The sequence below is a fragment of the Brevibacillus brevis genome (assembly GCF_900637055.1).
Taxonomy (GTDB): Bacteria; Bacillota; Bacilli; order Brevibacillales; family Brevibacillaceae; genus Brevibacillus; species Brevibacillus brevis.
Window position 1 is genome coordinate 4,612,765 of the sequence record NZ_LR134338.1, and the last position, 19,037, is coordinate 4,631,801.

General features: G+C 49.5%; 20 protein-coding genes. 2 read left to right on the top strand and 18 right to left on the bottom strand.

Translation table 11 applies throughout. The features are described from left to right. Positions 1-25: 25 nt before the first annotated feature. From EL268_RS22175 to EL268_RS22230, 12 genes are all read right to left on the bottom strand, one after another. Positions 26-1,627: an N-acyl-D-amino-acid deacylase family protein gene (locus tag EL268_RS22175; RefSeq protein ID WP_106654329.1), complete on the bottom strand. Its 1,602-nt coding sequence runs from the start codon at positions 1,625-1,627 to the stop codon at positions 26-28. A 30-nt stretch (positions 1,628-1,657) separates the two neighbouring features. After that, positions 1,658-2,641 carry an ABC transporter ATP-binding protein gene (locus EL268_RS22180; RefSeq protein ID WP_106654328.1) on the bottom strand — a complete coding sequence of 328 codons (984 nt, stop codon included), beginning with the start codon at positions 2,639-2,641 and terminating at the stop codon, positions 1,658-1,660. Beyond that, positions 2,631-3,638 carry an ABC transporter ATP-binding protein gene (locus tag EL268_RS22185; RefSeq protein ID WP_106654327.1) on the bottom strand — a complete coding sequence of 336 codons (1,008 nt, stop codon included), beginning with the start codon at positions 3,636-3,638 and terminating at the stop codon, positions 2,631-2,633. Before EL268_RS22185 ends, EL268_RS22180 begins: the two co-directional genes overlap by 11 nt. 21 nt (positions 3,639-3,659) lie before the next feature. After that, complete coding sequence (locus tag EL268_RS22190; RefSeq protein ID WP_106654326.1) at positions 3,660-4,556, bottom strand: ABC transporter permease; 897 nt, start codon at positions 4,554-4,556, stop codon at positions 3,660-3,662. A gap of 13 nt (positions 4,557-4,569) precedes the next feature. Then, positions 4,570-5,520 (bottom strand): ABC transporter permease, encoded by a 951-nt coding sequence (locus tag EL268_RS22195; protein WP_106654325.1) that lies wholly within the window; start codon positions 5,518-5,520, stop codon positions 4,570-4,572. A 61-nt stretch (positions 5,521-5,581) separates the two neighbouring features. Beyond that, complete coding sequence (locus EL268_RS22200; protein WP_232029995.1) at positions 5,582-6,841, bottom strand: helix-turn-helix domain-containing protein; 1,260 nt, start codon at positions 6,839-6,841, stop codon at positions 5,582-5,584. Between the two features lie 268 nt (positions 6,842-7,109). Beyond that, on the bottom strand, positions 7,110-8,405 hold the full coding sequence (locus tag EL268_RS22205; RefSeq protein WP_106654323.1) for a (Fe-S)-binding protein: 1,296 nt from the start codon (positions 8,403-8,405) through the stop codon (positions 7,110-7,112). Continuing rightward, a complete protein-coding gene (locus tag EL268_RS22210) occupies positions 8,398-9,813 on the bottom strand; it encodes an FAD-binding oxidoreductase (RefSeq protein ID WP_106654322.1) in 1,416 nt (471 codons plus the stop codon). Before EL268_RS22210 ends, EL268_RS22205 begins: the two co-directional genes overlap by 8 nt. A gap of 27 nt (positions 9,814-9,840) precedes the next feature. After that, entirely contained in the window at positions 9,841-10,749 is a 909-nt protein-coding gene (gene murQ, locus EL268_RS22215; RefSeq protein ID WP_106654321.1) for an N-acetylmuramic acid 6-phosphate etherase, read from the bottom strand. Between the two features lie 289 nt (positions 10,750-11,038). Next, a complete protein-coding gene (locus tag EL268_RS22220) occupies positions 11,039-11,416 on the bottom strand; it encodes a VOC family protein (protein ID WP_106654320.1) in 378 nt (125 codons plus the stop codon). A 5-nt stretch (positions 11,417-11,421) separates the two neighbouring features. After that, entirely contained in the window at positions 11,422-11,787 is a 366-nt protein-coding gene (locus tag EL268_RS22225; RefSeq protein WP_047070817.1) for an MmcQ/YjbR family DNA-binding protein, read from the bottom strand. A 76-nt stretch (positions 11,788-11,863) separates the two neighbouring features. After that, positions 11,864-12,700, bottom strand: coding sequence for an AraC family transcriptional regulator (locus EL268_RS22230; RefSeq protein ID WP_106654319.1), 837 nt, complete (start codon positions 12,698-12,700; stop codon positions 11,864-11,866). 159 nt (positions 12,701-12,859) lie between these two features. Here EL268_RS22230 and EL268_RS22235 point away from each other — a divergent pair, with 159 nt between their 5' ends. Beyond that, positions 12,860-13,633, top strand: a complete 774-nt coding sequence (locus EL268_RS22235; protein WP_106654318.1) for a YheC/YheD family protein — start codon at positions 12,860-12,862, stop codon at positions 13,631-13,633. Between the two features lie 19 nt (positions 13,634-13,652). Here EL268_RS22235 and mscL read toward each other — a convergent pair whose 3' ends face one another. Genes mscL through EL268_RS22250 form a run of 3 tightly spaced genes read right to left on the bottom strand, consistent with a single transcriptional unit; the run spans position 13,653 to position 15,907 of the window. Beyond that, a complete protein-coding gene (mscL, locus tag EL268_RS22240) occupies positions 13,653-14,108 on the bottom strand; it encodes a large conductance mechanosensitive channel protein MscL (RefSeq protein ID WP_106654317.1) in 456 nt (151 codons plus the stop codon). A 13-nt stretch (positions 14,109-14,121) separates the two neighbouring features. Further along, positions 14,122-15,054, bottom strand: a complete 933-nt coding sequence (locus tag EL268_RS22245; RefSeq protein WP_106654316.1) for a nucleoside hydrolase — start codon at positions 15,052-15,054, stop codon at positions 14,122-14,124. Between the two features lie 4 nt (positions 15,055-15,058). Next, a complete protein-coding gene (locus tag EL268_RS22250) occupies positions 15,059-15,907 on the bottom strand; it encodes a nucleoside hydrolase (RefSeq protein WP_106654315.1) in 849 nt (282 codons plus the stop codon). Positions 15,908-16,123: 216 nt separating this feature from the next. On the opposite strand from EL268_RS22250, the gene EL268_RS22255 reads away from it, so the two are divergent. Next, entirely contained in the window at positions 16,124-16,465 is a 342-nt protein-coding gene (locus EL268_RS22255) for a hypothetical protein (protein ID WP_106654314.1), read from the top strand. Between the two features lie 370 nt (positions 16,466-16,835). On the opposite strand, the gene EL268_RS22260 is transcribed toward EL268_RS22255, so the two are convergent. The 3 genes from EL268_RS22260 to EL268_RS22270 are packed head-to-tail and all read right to left on the bottom strand — an operon-like array spanning position 16,836 to position 19,034. Beyond that, entirely contained in the window at positions 16,836-17,051 is a 216-nt protein-coding gene (locus EL268_RS22260; RefSeq protein WP_106654313.1) for a hypothetical protein, read from the bottom strand. Positions 17,052-17,103: 52 nt separating this feature from the next. Then, entirely contained in the window at positions 17,104-18,315 is a 1,212-nt protein-coding gene (locus EL268_RS22265) for an ABC transporter permease (RefSeq protein WP_106654312.1), read from the bottom strand. Next, the gene (locus EL268_RS22270) at positions 18,312-19,034 is read right to left on the bottom strand and encodes an ABC transporter ATP-binding protein (protein WP_106654311.1); all 723 of its coding nucleotides are present in this window, start codon (positions 19,032-19,034) and stop codon (positions 18,312-18,314) included. The genes EL268_RS22265 and EL268_RS22270 overlap by 4 nt, the downstream gene beginning before the upstream one ends. Between the last annotated feature and the right edge of the window lie 3 nt (positions 19,035-19,037).

Below are 19,037 nucleotides of genomic sequence, written 5' to 3' on the forward strand. Positions count from 1 at the left end.
AACCCCCTTTTTATTCATTGAAAATTCAGGTTATTCTCAAGCTGATCTCTTCACTTCGAATGACTTTCCCTGCGGTTAAACCGGTGAAGGATGCATTGTCCACCGCCACTTTCCCATTCACCAGCACATATTTGATCCCAATCGGCTCAAGAAGAGGCTGCTCGTAGGTGGCTTGATCTGCAATCGTTTGGGGATCGAAAATGACGATATCCGCCCAATACCCTTCGGTAATGAATCCTCGATCCTTTAGTCGAAGCAGTTGCGCAGGCGCTCCTGTCATATGGCGAATCGCTTCAGACATCGTGAGAACTTCTTTTTCCCTGACAAACCTCCCCAATATTCTCGGGAAGGTTCCGTATAGCCTCGGATGCGGTTTTCCGCCGAATATCCCGTCCGAACCGACGATTTGCATCGGATGTTTAAGCGCGTTCGTGATATCCTCCTCTTCGCCCCATGAAATGACCATCGTGACACCAGCGTTTTCCTCCAGCAACAGCTCAAAGACAGCATCGGCAGGTGTTGTTCCGCGCATCTCGGCAATTTCCAGTAAATTCTTCCCCTCCGCGACGCGATTTTTCTCAGAAGCGACAGACGCAATCACGATTTTTCCCCAACCACAGCTCTCTACCCAGTTTTCAAAATCATGGTTGTTCTCGAAGTCATCTTTAATCCGCCTGCGAACCTCTGGGTCTTGCAGCTTGGCGAGAAGCTCCTCTGTGCCCCCATTGTGCATCCACGGTGGCAACAAGGCATGTAACACGGTTGATCCTGCTGTGTACGGATATTGATCAAAGGTGATCTCGATCCCCTCAGCACGGGCCTGATCCATTTTTTCTAATGCCTGTTGGAAGTTGCCACGATTGTTTCGGCCAATCACCTTGAAATGAGAAATATGCAGACGCACACTTGAACGGCGTGCAACATCGATCATCTCGTCAAGCGCTTCGAGAATGTGATTGCTTTCATTTCGCATATGGACGACGAAGCATCCATCGTATTTCGCTGCTCCTTTGCATAACTCGATGAGCTCCTCTTTGCAGGAAAACAAATTAGGCGGATACACCAGCCCTGACGACAGGCCGACTGCTCCTTGCCGCATTCCTTCTTCTACGAGCTCACGCATTTTTCGCATCTCTTCTGTGGTAGCCCTCCGTCCCTCGAACCCCATCACAAGTGTTCGAACAGCACCATGTGGAACCAAATAAGCGACATTTCCGGCCAGCGTAGAGCGGCTTAAAAATTGGAGGTACTCGTCAATGGAATTCCACGGCCAGTCTCCAATGTCCCCATTCAACCCGCGGAGCTGTTTTTGCCATAATGGTTTCGTCTGTTCATTGACAGGCGCAACAGAAATGCCGTCTTGCCCGAGCAGCTCTGTTGTCACACCTTGCAGCACCTTGATTTTGTGAATGTCCGGCTTTGTGCACAGCAAGTCAGAGTGTACATGCGTGTCAATAAAACCAGGGCAAACAGCCAGACCTTCTGCCTCGATCTCTAGCACGGCTTCTGAGTCGTGAAGCTGTCCGATCTTCACAATCCTTCCGTCCCTAATGCCGATGTCCAACCGGGTCCACGGATTACCAGTTCCGTCGTACACCTGACCATTTCGAATAACGATATCCAGCATTCTTCTTGCTCCTCTCTATCCTTGTAATTTTTATGAAACCAGATGACATGCGACACGATGGCCCGTACCCATTTCCCGCAAAACCGGAACGACTTCCTTACAGGTGGCGATCGCTTGCGGACATCTCGGATGAAACACGCAGCCTTTTGGCAAATCGATGGGGGAGGGAACTTCACTTGAGAGGACGATCCTCTCTTTCCTTTTCTTTGGATTTGGCTCTGGAACAGCCGACAATAGCGCTCGGGTATAAGGATGCAGTGGCTCAGAGAACAATACATCGGTGGGGGCTTCTTCCACCAAATGACCCAGGTACATCACGCCGACTCGATCAGAAATATGTCGGACGACGCTGAGGTCATGCGCGATGAATAAATAGGTGAGTTGAAAATCTTCTTGGAGCTGTTGCAATAGATTGAGAATTTGAGACTGGATGGAGACATCGAGTGCGGAAACAGGCTCATCACATACGATGAATGCAGGATTTACTGCAAGTGCACGCGCCAACACAATCCGCTGTCTTTGCCCACCTGAAAACTCATGCGGATATCGGTCGAAATGTTCTGGCTGCAGTCCCACTTTACGAAGAAGGTCAAGGACAAGCTGCTTGTGCTGCCTTTTCTCTCCCAAATGGAAAATACTCATCGGTTCAGCGATGGCTTTGCCTATTTGTTTGCGGGGATTCAGCGCTGAATACGGGTCTTGAAAAATGATCTGCATTTCTTTTCTGGCGTTTCTTAGTTCTTCATCTGAAAAATGAGTGATGTCCTGTCCTTTGTATTGCACACTCCCAGACGTCGGCGCAAGCAAGCGAAGGATCATGCGGCCCGTTGTGCTTTTTCCGCATCCGGATTCCCCAACCAGCCCATAGGTTTCCCCTTTGTATATTTTCAGGGAAAGATTGCTGACCGCTTTTACGTACGCTTTCTCTTGAAAGTAGCCTCGTTTGATCGGAAAATGCTTCACTAAATTGGATACCTGCAAAAGTGGTACCGCTGTTTTCTCCTTAGCCCCCAAACGCAACGCCCCCCACCCCGATTCTTTCGTGATGCCAGCATCGAACCTGATGCAATCTCGCTATTTCAAACAAGTCTGGAGGATGCTGCCTGCACTTTTCATCTGCAAGCGGGCATCTGGGTGCAAATCGACACCCTTTTGGAATCTGATGGAGCGACGGAACGATGCCTTCTATTACATGGAGCTTCTTTCCACGTTTGCCATCAATGGTCGGGATCGATTTCATCAAACCAATCGTATAGGGATGCTTCGGATTCTCAAACAAGGTTTCCACAGAAGCTTCTTCTACGATCTGCCCCAAATACATGACCAGAACGCGATCGCACACTTCCGCAACGACGCCAAGATCGTGAGTAATTAGCAGGATTCCCATCTGTAATTGCTTTTGCAGACCCAGCATCAAATCAAGAATTTGCGCTTGAATGGTAACGTCCAATGCGGTCGTCGGTTCATCCGCAATCAACAGCTTGGGCTGGCAGCACAAGCCCATGGCGATCATGACACGCTGCCTCATTCCGCCTGAGAGCTGATGAGGATAGTCGTTCACCCTCTTATCCGGTGATGGGATGCCGACCAAGGTAAGCATTTCAATCGTTTTTTCCTGCGCAGCTTTTTTGGACAATTTTTGATGCAACATGAGCGATTCGGCAATTTGGTTTCCTACGGTATAAACAGGATTGAGCGAGCTCATCGGGTCCTGGAAGATCATCGATATCCGATTGCCGCGAATCTCTTGCAGCTCCTCCATGGATGATTGCAGCAGCTCTTTTTGCTCAAAAAAGATTTCGCCTGTAAGTCTCGTTCCACTGTGTTTTCGGAACAGCCGTAGGATCGACAAGGAAGTCACACTTTTTCCGCATCCCGATTCCCCAACCAGTCCGACCGTCTCGCCGGAATCCACCTGAAAGGAAACCCCGTCTACAGCTGTCACCTGACCCAGCTCTGTTGAAAAGGTCGTTCTCAAGTTTTTCACTTCCAACAATGGCATATGAATCATCCCCTTCCCGCCTTGCAGCGCTTATTTTTTTGCTCGATTCGTATGCGGGTCCAATAAATCGCGGAGACCATCTCCGAGCAGGTTGAGTCCCAATACGGTTATCATGATCGACAGTCCGGGAAAAACAGTCATCCACCATGCTTGTTTCATGATCGTTCTTCCGTCATTTAAAATATTTCCCCAGCTAGGCTCAGGCGGCGGAGTTCCCGCTCCCAAGAAACTCAAGGAGGCTTCCGTAATGACTGCATAGGCAAAAATGAACGTTGCCTGGACAATCAGAGGAGACAGGCAGTTAGGGGCGATATGCAGCCAAATGACCCTCCATGACTTCCCCCCCAGCGCATGAATCGCTTCGATATACGTCTGCTCTCTCACAGTGATCGCTACCGATCTGATCGCTCGGGCTACCGTTGGAATATACACAACACTCAGAGCGATAATCACATTGCTCATTTTCGGGCCAAGTGCTGCCAATATGGCAATGGCGAGCAGGATAGCGGGAAATGCCATTAAGCCGTCATTGATCCGCATGAGAAAGTTGTCCAATCTTCGGTAGTAGGCTGAATACAGCCCAAATAGTAACCCCACGATGGAAGTAATCACGACTACCGAGAATCCAACCCCCATAGAAATTCTGCTTCCGTACACAACACGGGTAAATACATCTCGGCCAAACTCGTCCGTACCAAACCAATGGCTCGTGCTTGGCGGTTGGAGTCGATCCTGCACTTTCATTTCGAGTGGATCATAGGAGGTGAGCAAAGGAGCAAGGACACAAATGAGGGTGATAAACAAAACGAGAATACTCCCTGAGACAGCCAATCGGTTTGCGAAAAACCGATTCATGGCTACTCGTACGTGATGCCTGGAAGGTGCAACAGGTTGGCTTGTGGCAATCGTTACCGAAGATGTTTCCATTCATCCATCCCCCTTAGCTCTTGTCGTATCGCACACGTGGATCGATATACGCGTAAAGCAAATCAACAATGAGATTGATGAGAACATACGCTGCCGCAATCATGAGCACGGTTCCTTGGATCACCTCGTAATCCCGTCTTAAAACGGAATTGACAATGAGCTTGCCGATCCCAGGTATGTTAAAGACGGTTTCAGTCACGACTGCTCCCCCGATCAGCGTCGCAAACGACAGTCCGATTACCGTGAGAATGGGGATGAAGGCATTGCGAAGTGCATGCTTATAGGTGACAATCCACAGCTTCAAGCCTTTTGCTTCTGCCGTTCGAATGTAATTTTCGTTCAACACTTCCAGCATGGAGGATCGCGTCATTCGCGCAATTAAAGCCCCTTGCATAATGCCAAGTGATATCGCGGGCATGATCAAGTATTTGAAATGATTCAGGAGTCCCTTGGATATCGGTTGATAGCCTGCTGCAGGCAGCCAATTCAGTTGGACGGCGAAAAGCAAGATCAGATTCAATCCGATCCAGAAGCTAGGAAGCGAGATTCCCAGCAAAGCAAATGTCATAAACGATTGATCCATCCAAGTGCCTCGACGATTGGCAGCCATCACACCCAAGGGGATCGCAAACAGAATCGCGATGATCTCAGCCATAATCGTTAAGGACAGGGTAGGCCCTAAATGCTCCCATATCGCTTCTGTCACAGGCTTATCCATAAAAATCGACCAGCCTAAATCCCCTTGCAGCAAGCCCCCTATCCATTCGAAAAAGCGGATATAGATGGGAAGATTTAAACCTAGCTGCTCTCGTAATTTTGCTAATTCTTCTTCCGTAGCTTGTGCCCCCAGAATGACAGAAGCAGGGTCACCAGGGGTAAGATGAATGATAATAAAATCAACAACCGCTACAACCAGAAGGACAGGTAATAAGGACACGACACGCTTAAGCAAATAACCTCCCATTTTCGTCTTTCCCCCTCCATTGTCATCGAGTAAAAACCAATGAACGTGTAGAACTCAGCATTCATATTTGCAGTTTCAGATCGTAGACCTGACGGGGCCTTCCTTTGCAGATCGGCTGCTCTTCACCGACGACGATTGCCAATTGACTCTGCTCTAATTTGCTTAAAATCCGTCTGGCACTGCGTAGTGAAACACCAAATCGACTAGCGAGGTCAGCTGCGGTTATTTGTGAGCTGCCGTAGTTTTGGCAAAAGGAGATCAGTTTGTTGATCGTCCCGACGCTCAAACCTGATTTTCGGGCGGCATTCAAACGCTCTGGATTGTTGCTTCGGAGGGAGTACGCTAACTGAAATTCTTCACCCAGCGGTCCGACAACATTGCCATCGTGCATAGCGATGAAACAGCTTCCTCCTCCGCCGGCTTTTGCTTTGGAGAGAGCTTCCCCGGCTTTGCTTTGCGCCTCGTTCGCGGTTCGGCCCAGCCCAATTCCGATACTGGCCGAAATGTTTAAACGGTTTACAATTCTCTCTAGCAGAGGGAACCGCGTAAACATGCTCGTCGTCCGTTCAATAACTCCTCGAGTCGTTACGAAGATGACTTCATTTCGATCCGGCCAGTTCATCAAGGCTTGAATTTCTTCCCCATAATCAATCAAAATTTCCTGGATCGCGATTTTCTTTCGCTGAAGCTCATATTCGGATGAATGCCATTTTTTCACGATGTTTTCAATATTGATGATGCCAATTGCGATCTGCGTATCATTTAACTGGAGGTTCTTTCCTTCCATTTGCGCTCGATACAAACCGTCTTGAATCGTAGATTTGGTGGGGGTCACACGATAACAGGGGATTTCTAATCTTCGAAGCTCCCAATAAACAGATGCCACGCAAGTGAAAATCGCGTCTATCTTGTTACTTGTCCATAAGTCGTAATGAAACTGAAGAATGTCGCCAGCGCTCTGCTCTTGCCGATATTCCATCGTGTACATACGATCCACAGGTATAGAAAGCTCATCCAACCTTTGTTCAATCTCTTGTAAAGACAGAACATCGATACTAAACCGCAACCGACTATCTTTCAGTAGAGTCCCGCTATCTCGCAGCAATTGAAAGAACACGCGGTAGAGGCTCGTTCCATTGTAAGGCAGGTAAACCATCGGCTTTGGACCATCAACGTGTTCACGAGCAATTTGGTATGGAATCGGACCGGCAAATAAAAAGACATCCACCTCTTCCTTGCAGGAAAGCACAAGCTGTTTAACCTCCTGAACATCTTTGTAACCGAGGGGGAGCAATATTAAGGCCGGAAATGTTGTTGCCATATGCAAAACCTCATCAAGCAAATCGTAAGGACCTATAACTGCAACTTTTATTTCCATCGTTCCCTACCACTTTCTCTCAGATTTTTTACTGCCAACATACATTTTATTAAATTTTTCAAAAATTCTTTCTATTATCATACATTCGGCCATTCTTATATGCAATTTCCGTTAATAGTCCTTTTATCCCCTTTTTTATTAAAAAAACGTGCAAGGAGCCACTCCGTCTTCCGGAATGCTTCCCTACACGTCTTCTCGTTAAGAGATCCTATTATTTCTGGCTGACACGCGCCAATAAATCGACGATGTGCACGGCCTCCATCTTTCCTTCCAGTCCAGCTCGATGAATGCCTGCTTTCATTTGCAACAGACAGCCCGGATTCGAGGTCACTAGCATGTCTGCTTGGGTAGCCGCTACCTGACCCATTTTTTCATCCAAAAGGCTTCCGGCCATCTCAGGCTGCACCAGATTGTAAATGCCTGCTGATCCGCAGCAGCTATCTCCCTCGCGAAGCTGTACGTATGTGGCTCCCGGAATGGCTTGCAAGAGGCTCACTGGCTCTTTTGTCACCTTCATCCCGTTGCGCAGGTGACAGGAGGATTGATAGGTGATTCGTTGCGGCAATGACTGCCATTCTTTTGGCTCGACGAGGAGGGCAAGCACCTCGCTAATATCCTTCACACGTGAAGCAAACCATTTTGCCTTCTCCTGCCACTCGGCATCTTCCGCCAGCAGATGGTCGTATTCTTGCAGCATCGCCCCGCAACCACCTGCATTGGATACGATGATATCCACGTCAGCCTTGCGAAAAGCAGCCACATTTTTTCGCGCCAGATTGCGAGCCTGTTCACGCTCACCGCTATGTGCATGGAGAGCACCGCAGCACACCTGGTCAGGAGCGATGATGACCTCACAGCCTGCCTCACTCAGAAGCCGCACGGTGTTGCGATTCGTCTCATTGAATAGGACATCCATGATGCAGCCGTGAAACATTCCTACGCGATACTTGCGCTCGCCTACGGCTGGAATAACCGTGCCACCGAAAAAGTCCACGATACCTTTTCCAGATGCTTCAGGCATAATCGCTTCCATTTCCCGCATTTGCTTTGGCAGGATGGATAGTACTCCCAGCTTGCGAACGGCTTTTTGCACACCTGAGCGCTGATAGAAGCGCAAGAGTCCGCCGAGCTGGTACATGCGCTTCTGATGAGGGAGCAGGTGGAAAAACGCGAGCTTGCGGACGGCTTTGACCCACCATGGATGCTCCTGCACCTCTTCGATTGCCTCTCTCGTCTGCTCAATCAGTTGACCGTACGGCACGCCTGCTGGGCATACCGGCTCACATGCCCGGCAGCCTAGACACAGATTCATTTGATCGACGAAATCTTTGTCAGGCTCCATGACACCGTCTGCTACGGCTTTCATCAAGGCGATGCGACCACGTGGCGAAGCTGCCTCATAGCCTGTTTCCCGAAAGGTCGGACAGGCTGGCTGGCAGAAGCCACAGCGCATGCAATTGGACAGTTCATCGTAATCGAGTTTGTTTACCAAGGCTTCTTTAAGCACGCTGAACCACCACTCTGTTCCGAGACTGTTTGGCAAACATCTTGTCAGGATTCAGGAGATTGTTTGGATCGAAAGCGTGCTTGATGCCTTTCATGATCTCCATACCTGCAGCTCCTACTTTCCACTCCAAATACGGTGCCTTGACGATTCCTACGCCATGCTCTCCCGTAATCGTTCCGCCCAAATCGATTGCTGCCGCGAAAATTTCCTCGAAGGCATGCTCGACACGCTCGATCTCTTCCGTGTTGCGAGCGTCTGTCATGCAGGTCGGATGCAAATTGCCGTCTCCTGCATGGCCAAAGGTGCATATTTGCAGTCCGTAACGCTCTGTAATCTCTTGGATCGCGGCGACCATTGGCGCAATCGCAGCACGTGGAACTGTTGCGTCCTCCAGAATGGTCGTCGGACGCATCCGTGACAATGCGGCGAGCGCACTGCGTCTGGCAGTCATTACCTCATCAGCTTCCTCGGCTGTTGTGGCTACCTTGATTTGGACGGCATCATTCTTCTCGCAAATAGCAGCGATCTGCTCCATGTCCCGATCGACCGTCTGTGGCTCTCCGTCCTGACCGATCAGGAGAATCGCCGCCACATCTGTCGGAAGCCCGATCTGTTTGAAATCCTCGACAACACGGATCGTGCCCTGATCGAGAAATTCAAGCGTTCCAGGAATGATACGATTGGCAATGATATCGGAAACAGACCTCGCTGCCTGTGCCATATCTGCGAACATCGCGAGCATCACTCGCTGTGTCGGCGGCTTCGGAATCAGCTTGAGAATAGCCTCGGTAATGATGGCCAATGTCCCCTCGCTGCCGACCATGAGCTTGGTCAAATCATAGCCCGCCACATCCTTCATCAGCTTGCCTCCGGTACGAATGACCTCTCCGTTCGGCAACACAGCTTCGAGGCCCAGCACGTAATCCTTGGTCGTTCCGTACTTCAACCCGCGCAGTCCACCCGAATTGAGTGCAATATTCCCTCCAATTGTGGAGATGACCATGCTGCCTGGATCGGGTGGGTAAAACAAACCGAGTGCCTCTACCGCTTGATGGATGTCGACCGTTCGGACCCCCGGCTGCACCGTTATCGTCAAATTTTGTTCGTCAATCTCTACGATTTGATTCATCCGGCTCAACACCAAGACAATTCCGCCACCGACCGGTATCGTTCCCCCGCATAGATTGGAGCCTGCTCCGCGCGTCACAATCGGGATGTGGTACCGTGCTGCAACTCGCATGACCTGTTGGACTTCGGCTGTGCTCTTTGGCATGACGACCACATCCGGCAACGCTTGCTGCATGGGTGTCGCGTCATACGAATAGGCGACTAATGCCTCCTGTTTGTCGAGACAGTTTTTCTCTCCGACGATGGCACGCAGCTCTTCGCGAATGGTTCCTGGCAACATGGAATCTCCCCATCCTTTCCCTAAAACTTAGTCCAACTGCTGAATGGCTTCCCTGATTCTTCCATTAGTAACATTCAACAGGCGAGTAGCCTCTTCCCTGCTTGATCCGGTCAACTTCATGATAATGGCTGTCTTCGCATCACCGTCAGCCTGATCAGCCAGCTCCTCCGCCTCCTCGTAACTCGCTCCGGTCACTTCCATGATGATCCGCTTTACTCGTTCCTTCAGCTTGAGGTTTGTCGCCTGCACGCTGACCATCAGATTTCCGTACACTTTGCCCAAGCGAATCATCGTCGCTGTCGTCAGCATGTTCAGCACCAGCTTTTGGGCTGTTCCTGCCTTGAGCCTCGTCGATCCGGTCAATACTTCTGGTCCTACGACGACATTAATCGCTACATCTACGCCTTTATTGATATACGAAGGCTTGTTGCAAGAGACAGCAATCGTCTTCGCTTCAATCTTCTGTGCCTCTGCCAAAACACCGAGAACATACGGAGTCCGTCCACTGGCTGCGATTCCTACGACCACATCATTTTTAGTCACGCCGTATTTATGCACATCTGCTTGACCTATTTCAAAAGAATCCTCTGCGCCTTCTACCGCGCGTACCATTGCGGATGGTCCGCCTGCAATCACCCCCTGAACGAGCTCAGGCTGGGTACCAAAGGTCGGCGGGCATTCGGACGCATCCAGTATCCCTAAGCGTCCACTCGTTCCAGCACCAAAGTAAAACAGTCTCCCGCCCTTTTCCAGTGTTTGTATGATGACCTCTACCGCATCGGATACTTGATCGAGGACGCATTCTACTGCATAAGGAACCTTCTTGTCCTCTTCGTTCATCATTTGTACGATGCCTCGGGCACTCAATTGATCCAAATGACTGCTGCTCTCGTTTTTTCCTTCGGTCGTCAATGCTTGCAAGTTCTCCAGATTCACGCTCTATCGAACCTCCTTTTCGATCTCTCCTTGTTCCTCTCATCGGGCAGTTTTGCAGATTGATCATTGTCAAAAGCCCCTGCTTAGTAATTATCTAAAAATTCACTACTATTACCATCCTCATTATATGCAGTAAAATTACACCATTCAACATATTATTAGTAAATTTTGTTTCCTGAGATAATAAACATTCACAAGTCACTCCCAGCTCAAGCAGTCAGACAAACGCAAAAAAGCCGAACCATTTCCAATAGGCTCGGCTTTTTGTCTTCCTTATTAAAGGATAGCATTACGCAAACAGACTGATTAGGTTCCCATCCGGGTCTTTCACGATGGCATACCGCTGGCCCCAGAACGCATCCCACGGCTCGCGGTGACTCTCGTAACCATGTGAAACGATTTTCGTATACAACGCATCAAGCGCCGCAGCATCCTCACACAAAAAAGCCAGCTCAATCCGATGCCCAACAGGTGCTTCCCATCCTCCATACACACCCTTGGCAATCTCCACTGTATCAAAGGCCAGACGAACACCGTCCTGCGCAACCTCTACATGCGGCTCTTCATTTGCCCCCTCTGGAATATCGAAACCGAGTACCCGATAGAAATCCAACGCTTTTTTCATGTCCTGTACGACAATCCCTACCATATCAAGCTTGATTCCCACATCACTCACTCCTGTTCGCTCTTGATTTCTTGCTGGACGCGCTTGGGCAGTTTTTGGAGCACCGTTTCGTACGCATGCTCGATCATCCTTTCCCATAAGCCTTCGGGAATGTCAGCGTCCAAGTAGACAGAATTCCAATGGGATTTATTCATGTGATAGCCGGGTACGATCCCTTCGTAGGTCTCGCGCAATTCCTCCGCACGCATCGGGTCGCATTTCAAGGTAAGGATGCGAACACCTTTGGAATCGCCTCCGATCATGGCAAATATTTTGCCTCCGACATGGTAGCGATCGCATTCCCAATCCATTTGATAGTCATGGGTGGCACCGGGCTGCTTCCGGCAGTATGTATCTAATGTTTGTTCATTCACATGAATTCACCATCCTTTCTTTAAGGTAACGCGTCTCGCAAAAAGAAGATTGTAAAAAACGGACAACCTTTCGAGACTATCGATTCGCACGATCTGGCGAGACAATTTTACTTGGAGCTACCCCGTAAAAAGTGTGAAAGCTCTTGATCAAGTGCGACTGATCGTAATAGCCACATTGGAGAGCTGCATCTGTAAACGAAGTTCGTGCTCCCTTAGCCAGCATTTGCAGCAGCCCTTGAAATTGAATGATTCGTCCCAGTTCCTTCGGGCTCATTCCCAACTGTTGTTGAAACGTCCTTCGCAAGGTTCTCTCGCTGTAATTCACTTTCTCGGCGAGCGCGGTCATGGAAAAATTTCCTCTGTATTCATATAAGTAGTTCATGCTTGTCAATAGCAACTGGTCTGCTGGATCATCCATCCACAAGCGTTTGATAAGCTCCCGCTCCAGCCAATCGATCCGCTCCGCCGTGTCGGAAGCTTCGAGCAAGCCATCTATCACCTCATCCGCCTCTTTGCCCCAGATGTCTTCCAGATTGGGATGCTGTCCGTTGATCAAGGCGACAGGGTAGCGCAAAAAGCGAGCTGCTCCCTCAGCGTAAAAACGAATGCCGATCAAGGATTGTGGTTCAGTCAATGGGATAACCTCGTACGTCCTCATCAGTCCCGTTAGAAATGCCCCCTTCTGATAAGAAGCGGCGCCAAGGTCGAATATGATATCGACACATCCATCGGGTATGACTCGGCTTGTAGGTGCTATCCCCTTGCCGTCGTACTCTGAGGTCCAGTAGCAGGCGATATAATTCACCAAGCTCTTGCTGGGCATATACTCTTGGTAGTGATAGGCATTTTGCGCGCTCGCTCGTTGCAGAGTCGGAGGTTGCACTGGACGGAATTGCCGCATGATTTTCGCCATCCTTCTCCTATGATTAGAACATATATTCCCCCACAATCCCTTAACTCCTGCTCAGCCCTTGGAATTTTTGAAAAGCCTCCCCTTTCAAAAGAAAAACGGTCGTGAACGCTTCTGCATATGCTGGGACGAATGGATTTTTCGTAAAGTGAGGTGCATGATGTGATCTCCTCCTCCAAGTGGAGCCTTCATCAGTTCTTTTCAAAAAGCCCTTATATTCGCCCTTACCTGCCGCCCACTTCTTTATATCAGCCGGCACTATTGGCCTCGTATTTAGCAAAGTTTTCTACCGTCTATATCAAACCGACGAGAACCCATATGGGAAAAGGCATTATTCGTGTCTGGAAAACGGATGGCGGGGGCTATCAATTTGTGAAGGAGCGCGGAGAGCCTATGCAGGCAGATTCTTTGGCTGACTTGAAGCAGCAGCTTGCCGCGCAGTGCACGGAAAAAAATTACGTGATTCAAAAAGGGCTCGATTTAGCAGAGATCAATGGTCGTCCCTTTGACATTCGCGTCATGATGATGCGCAATGGCTTGGGCAAATGGCAGTATGCAGGCATGCTAGCCAAGGTAGCCGGTTCCGACAGTGTTATTACCAATGTCGCTCGCGGCGGCGGATATGCCGTCACAGTCCCGCATGCCTTGAAAAAATCTGGAGCAGTCGAGCCAGCCAAATTGAAAAGTGTCGTTTCTCAGTTGATCCAAATCAGTCACCGTGTATGTGCCCACTTTAATAAATATCGGCACAGTGCGCAAATCGGCGTCGATTTTGCCATTGATAAAGCGGGAAACCTCTCCATTATTGAGGTCAATTACGACTTTCCATCCCACGGGCTGTTTGCCAAGCTCAAAGACAAGACCTATTACCATACGATTAAAAGACTTCACTATCAGTATAAAAACCGCGTGAAACGAAAACAGAGGAAGGCATAATCGCCTTCCTCTGTTCCTATTATTCGTGTGCCAATTTTGTCTCCAGCATGGAGGTGCAGTTCGGGCAGCGTGTAGCCTTGACCGGAATAGCCGAGATGCAGTGCGGGCACTCTTTGGTCGTTTCAGGTGCTTTCTCTACTTCTTGCTTGCGTTTGAAACGGTTGAGCTGCTTGATGACGATAAAAATAGAAAAGGCGATAATGACAAAATCAATCACAGAATTGAGGAACAACCCGTAGTTGAGTGTCGCAGCTTTTGCTTCTTTTGCTTCGGCGATCGTCTTATAAGGAACCCCGCTCAAATTGATGAACAAGCCGGAGAAATCCACCTTGCCCAGAAGCATTCCGATCAAGGGAGTAATGATGTCATTAACGAGTGAGGTCACAATTTTCCCGAAAGCCCCACCGATAACGACACCGACAGCGAGGTCCATCACATTTCCTTTTAACGCAAACTCTTTAAACTCTTTTAACACAAAAACTACCTCCTTAGTCTCCTAGTACTACTTGTAAAAAATGCCGGACAAAGCGCTCGTGGTCAACCTCTAAGCACACGTCCACATTCGGCGGCTGCGCTGGATGTTCCCGTCTGTCCCCAATCGTACGGGCATCACTGGCTCCCCCGGACGTATCTACCGCAACGTGCATCGGGACTGACTTCACAAACGTCGGATCAATGACGACACCTACCGCCAACGGATCATGCAGACCGCAGCCGCGCAAATTGCCCACTGTGGCGTAGGCATTCATGTACACCTCGCACATATCCGCGAAAACATGGCTCAAGCGTGTATCCTTCGCTCTCCATTCCTGCAAGTGTTCGCGGGTAAGCAGCGTTTGCATCGTCACATCCAGTCCTACCAGCGTCACTGGAATATCGGACTGGAAGACATACGCTGCGGCTTCCGGATCGGCGCAAATATTCGCCTCCGCTACAGGCGTGCGATTCCCCGGCACCGTTACAGCGCCTCCCATCACGACCACTCGTTTGACAAGGGATATGATTTCTGGAGCAGCCATAATCGCCTGCGCCAGATTGGTCATGCTCCCGACGGTCACGAGTGTCAATTCGTGCGGATGTTCCTTTATCGCAGAGATCAGATATTGTGTGGCACACTGTGGCTGAGCCGTTGTCGATGGTTCAGGAAGGACGACATTGCCTAGCCCGTTTTCACCGTGGAACAGCCTTGCTTTTCCTGTAAGGTCGCGAACAATCGGCTTCGATGCCCCCTGATAGACAGGAATCGCAGAGGCATCCAGCAACTCTAGCACCTGTAAGGTATTGCGTGTTGCTTCCTCCACCGAAATATTGCCAAAAGTCGTGGTAATCCCACACACTTCAAGAGCAGGCGAGTGAACGGCATAAGCAATCGCCAGCGCATCATCAATCCCGGTATCTACATCCAAAATGATTTTTTCCATGCGCTTATACCCCTCCCTGATCCAATACGGTTTGCAAAAAGCGCTCTGCCTCTGCCATCTCAACCTCAACACATACGGCCGTATCGGTTCCTACACTCGGTTTCGCCCGTAGGTCGGCTAGAATGGCACCGCGTGACAATTCGCTTTTGCATTCGACGGAGAGCTTCATCTGCTCCGTCCGCATCTTTTCAGGCGAGAGAGCCGCGAGCATCGCTACCCATGCATGGAGCGCACGAGCAGAATCGGCGAACTGCACGTCTGACTTCGTCGTTCTATCGATCAGGCCAACTGCTTGTGCGAGACTTCCCAGCGTATGTACTTGCGCTTCCTTCAAACGAAACGAGCTGGTTGTATCTAATGGAACAAGCACAAGCGGCAAGCGGGCTGCCAAAACGAGCGCAGCTGCTTCCGGATCACCATGCATGTTTGTTTCAGCAATGGCCGTAACATCTCCTGATACGCGTATGGCTCCACCCTGCACCACGATTCTCGTAAATTTATGGGCCAACAGTGGATCACGCGCGACAGCCAAAGCCAGCGTCGTCAAACAATCAAACGTCACGAGCGTCAAGTCACTTTCCTCATCCTGCGTGGTTTCTGCAAGGAGCCGTACACCTTCCGAGATAGTCGTCTCTATCGTTCCCGAGAAAAGCGGTTGCTTGGCACCTGTAACGATTGGAATTTCATAGCCTGGCTGTGCAAAATCAATCAGCTGGCTAGCCAAGCTTGACTGCGTCTCTCTGCAAATGATTCCTGCCACTTGAACATCAGGCGACCGCAAAGCATACAGCAAGGCCAGCCCTTGTCCAACTCCACCGCAAAACTCGATGATCAACCGGTGTTTTTTTGCCACAATCTCATCTCCCGCTTCTCGCTATTGCCCTTTGTCAAAACCGCTTTTCCTATGCTATCCAAATCAGCAGCAACCGTCAAATATCCAAATGCTCATCTCTACCTTCTGTTCTCTTGCATCGGACTGATATCTATTTTACACTTATTCATAACTTCGACAAAAATCGCCATCACGCAAGACTAATGCGCCAAGCCATGCAAAAGGAGTATAACGGTCATGCTTTCGTTGAACCACCCAACCATGGATGCTATTTCTCTCGCGAAATACCAATTGATCCAAGCGATTGTGCAGCACCGAACGAAGCCTTATCTGCCTGTTTGGGGAGAACTGTTTACAGCTTTGCGGGAAATCCGAAAGGCAGGCCAGCATTCACAGAAAAATCTACACGTCTATTCGATTGAACCGACAGGCGATCTCTGGTATTTGTACCGAGAGAATGTTTTTTCTGTCGATCTGCCTGGGATGGGCATCACGATTTCTCTCACACAGGAGCAATTTATTGATGCCTTGCTAAAAGGAAGCTTTCAACCTACCTTACCGATAACAGAGCCGTCATGAGAAACGGCTTTTTTTCATGCGTTTTGAACAAAAAAAAGCCCAAGATCAAATCTTGGGAGAGAGTAGTACGTTGTATTCACGTGAATAAGCATATTTTATATCCTACTACTCACTCGTTCCAGCTGTATATTCAGGTAATTGTACCTATTATATCCTCTGAGCAAAAATGCTGTCGAAAACGAACATTTGTACAATAGCAAAAAAAAGAGGCGGCCCTTCTGCACAGATTGGGTGCCGCCATCCCGAACTTCCCCAAGTTCGTTCATATTCGAATTGTACTATGAAACAGTCCTATCGAAAAGTGTCAGGTTTTGTTTTCCTGTGAATTATTGCAAATCCCTGACGCCTGCTCGAGCCATCAGGGATCATTCTATTTGCTATCGTTGTTGAGCACATCAGCAGCTCTGGGTCCAAAAATGATATACAAATAGACATATTGGCTGACGCTAACTCGAGGAAAGACGAATGCAACACTGGTCTTGCCCTCTTGTTGTTTAACAAAATAACGCAATTTGCTTGTTTTGATTCTTTTCATGATGCGTGTCGCTTCTCGCCATGGTACGGAAAATTGAACGCTTTTTTCCATTAGCACCAACACCTCTCACGGCTAGTATGCCCGGATTGGTAAAATTACACACTCACTCATACCGCAGTGCATCAATCGGTTTGAGCTGTGCTGCTTTTCTGGCCGGATATACACCAAAAATGACACCAACCAATGTAGAGGTCAAAAACGCATACATGATCGGAGACAGACTAATCGAGGTCTCCATCTGACCGAGTTTGCTGACCAAAAACGCCGCACCTACCCCTAAGGCAATACCAATCACCCCGCCAATCAGGCTAAGCGTAACCGCTTCGATCAAAAACTGGCGGAGAATATCTCTCCGCTTGGCTCCAATTGCCTTGCGAATCCCGATCTCTCGTGTCCGCTCTGTGACAGATACAAGCATAATGTTCATCACGCCGATTCCGCCAACAATCAGCGAGATGGCGGCAATGCCAGATAGCAGCGCGGTCATCGAGCTGGATACTGACTGTGCCGTGCTTAAAATGTCTGACTGGGACGTTATGCGGAAATCATCGGCTGCTTGTGGCCGGAGCTTGTGGTTGGCACGAAGGGCTTGCTGAATATCTTGTTGCGCCTTCTCCATCAAGTCCGACGATGCTGCCGAGACGTAGATCGAGCCCACGTTTTTGCCTCCGGTCAGCCTGTTCATCGCAGTAGTAATCGGAATGATGATCCGATCATCGTTGTTTGTCATGCCTGAACTACCCTGGCTCTGCAATACGCCGATGATCGTAAACGGAATCCGGTTGATCTGAACAATTTGCCCCACTGGATTCGCTCCTTTAAACAGGTTGCTGACCACCTCAGTGCCCACGACAGCCACGTTGTATTGCATCTTCACTTCAAAGTTGCTAAAGAAACGCCCTTGTCCAACTTCTACATTCCTCACCTGAGGGAAATCCGCTGACGTCCCCTCGAGCATGCTGGAATAGTTATTGCTTCCCCACACAATCTGCCCACGCGCATTGACGCTGGGAGCCACACCCGAGATGGACTCTTTTTGCAGCAGGGTTTCTGCATCTGCCATCGTCAGCGTATTCAGAGAGCCAGCCCCAAGGCTTACCCTGCCTTGTGTCGCCTGACCAGGTGTGACAATGAGCAGGTTGCTTCCTAAACCATTGATCTGCGATGCAACAGACGTGGAAGTCCCTTCTCCGATCGCCACCATCGCGATAACAGCTGCCACACCGATGATGATTCCCAGCATCGTGAGAACGGAGCGCAAGCCATTTGCCCTGATGCTGCGAAATGAAATGCGTACACATTCAATAAAGCTCATCTGCTCACTTCCTCCATCGACACCCTCCTGCGATCCTCCACCACTTCATCCGCGATGATTTGCCCATCACGAAACCGGACGATCCTCTTGGCATACTCCGCAATATCAGGTTCATGTGTCACCAAAATAACCGTTTTACCTGCATCGTTCAGCTTTTGAAAAATACCCATGATCTCTTCACTCGTCTTCGTGTCCAGCGCCCCTGTCGGCTCATCTGCCAGCAGGATGACGGGATCATTGACAAGAGCTCGCGCGATCGACACGCGTTGCTGCTGCCCACCTGACAGCTCATTTGGCTTGTTGTTCAATCGCTCTGCCAGTCCGACACTCGTTAATGCCCGGATGGCTTTTTCTCTTCGTTCCCGTGCAGGCGTGCCTCCATATAAAAGAGGCAGCTCTACATTTTCAACTGCGGTCGTACGTGGCAACAGATTGAAATTTTGAAAAACAAAGCCGATTTTCTGATTGCGGATGACCGCCAATTCATCGTCATGTGCTTGTGATACAGGATAGCCGTCTAAAAAAAATTCTCCCGAGGTGGGCTTATCCAGACAGCCGATCACATTCATCATGGAAGATTTGCCTGAACCGGAGGGCCCCATGATTGCCACGAAATCCCCTTCCTCAATCGACAAGCTGACACCCCTGAGCGCATAAATTTCCTGATCTCCAATGACGTACTGTTTTCTCAGCTCTTCTATTTGAATGACCGGTTTCATCTG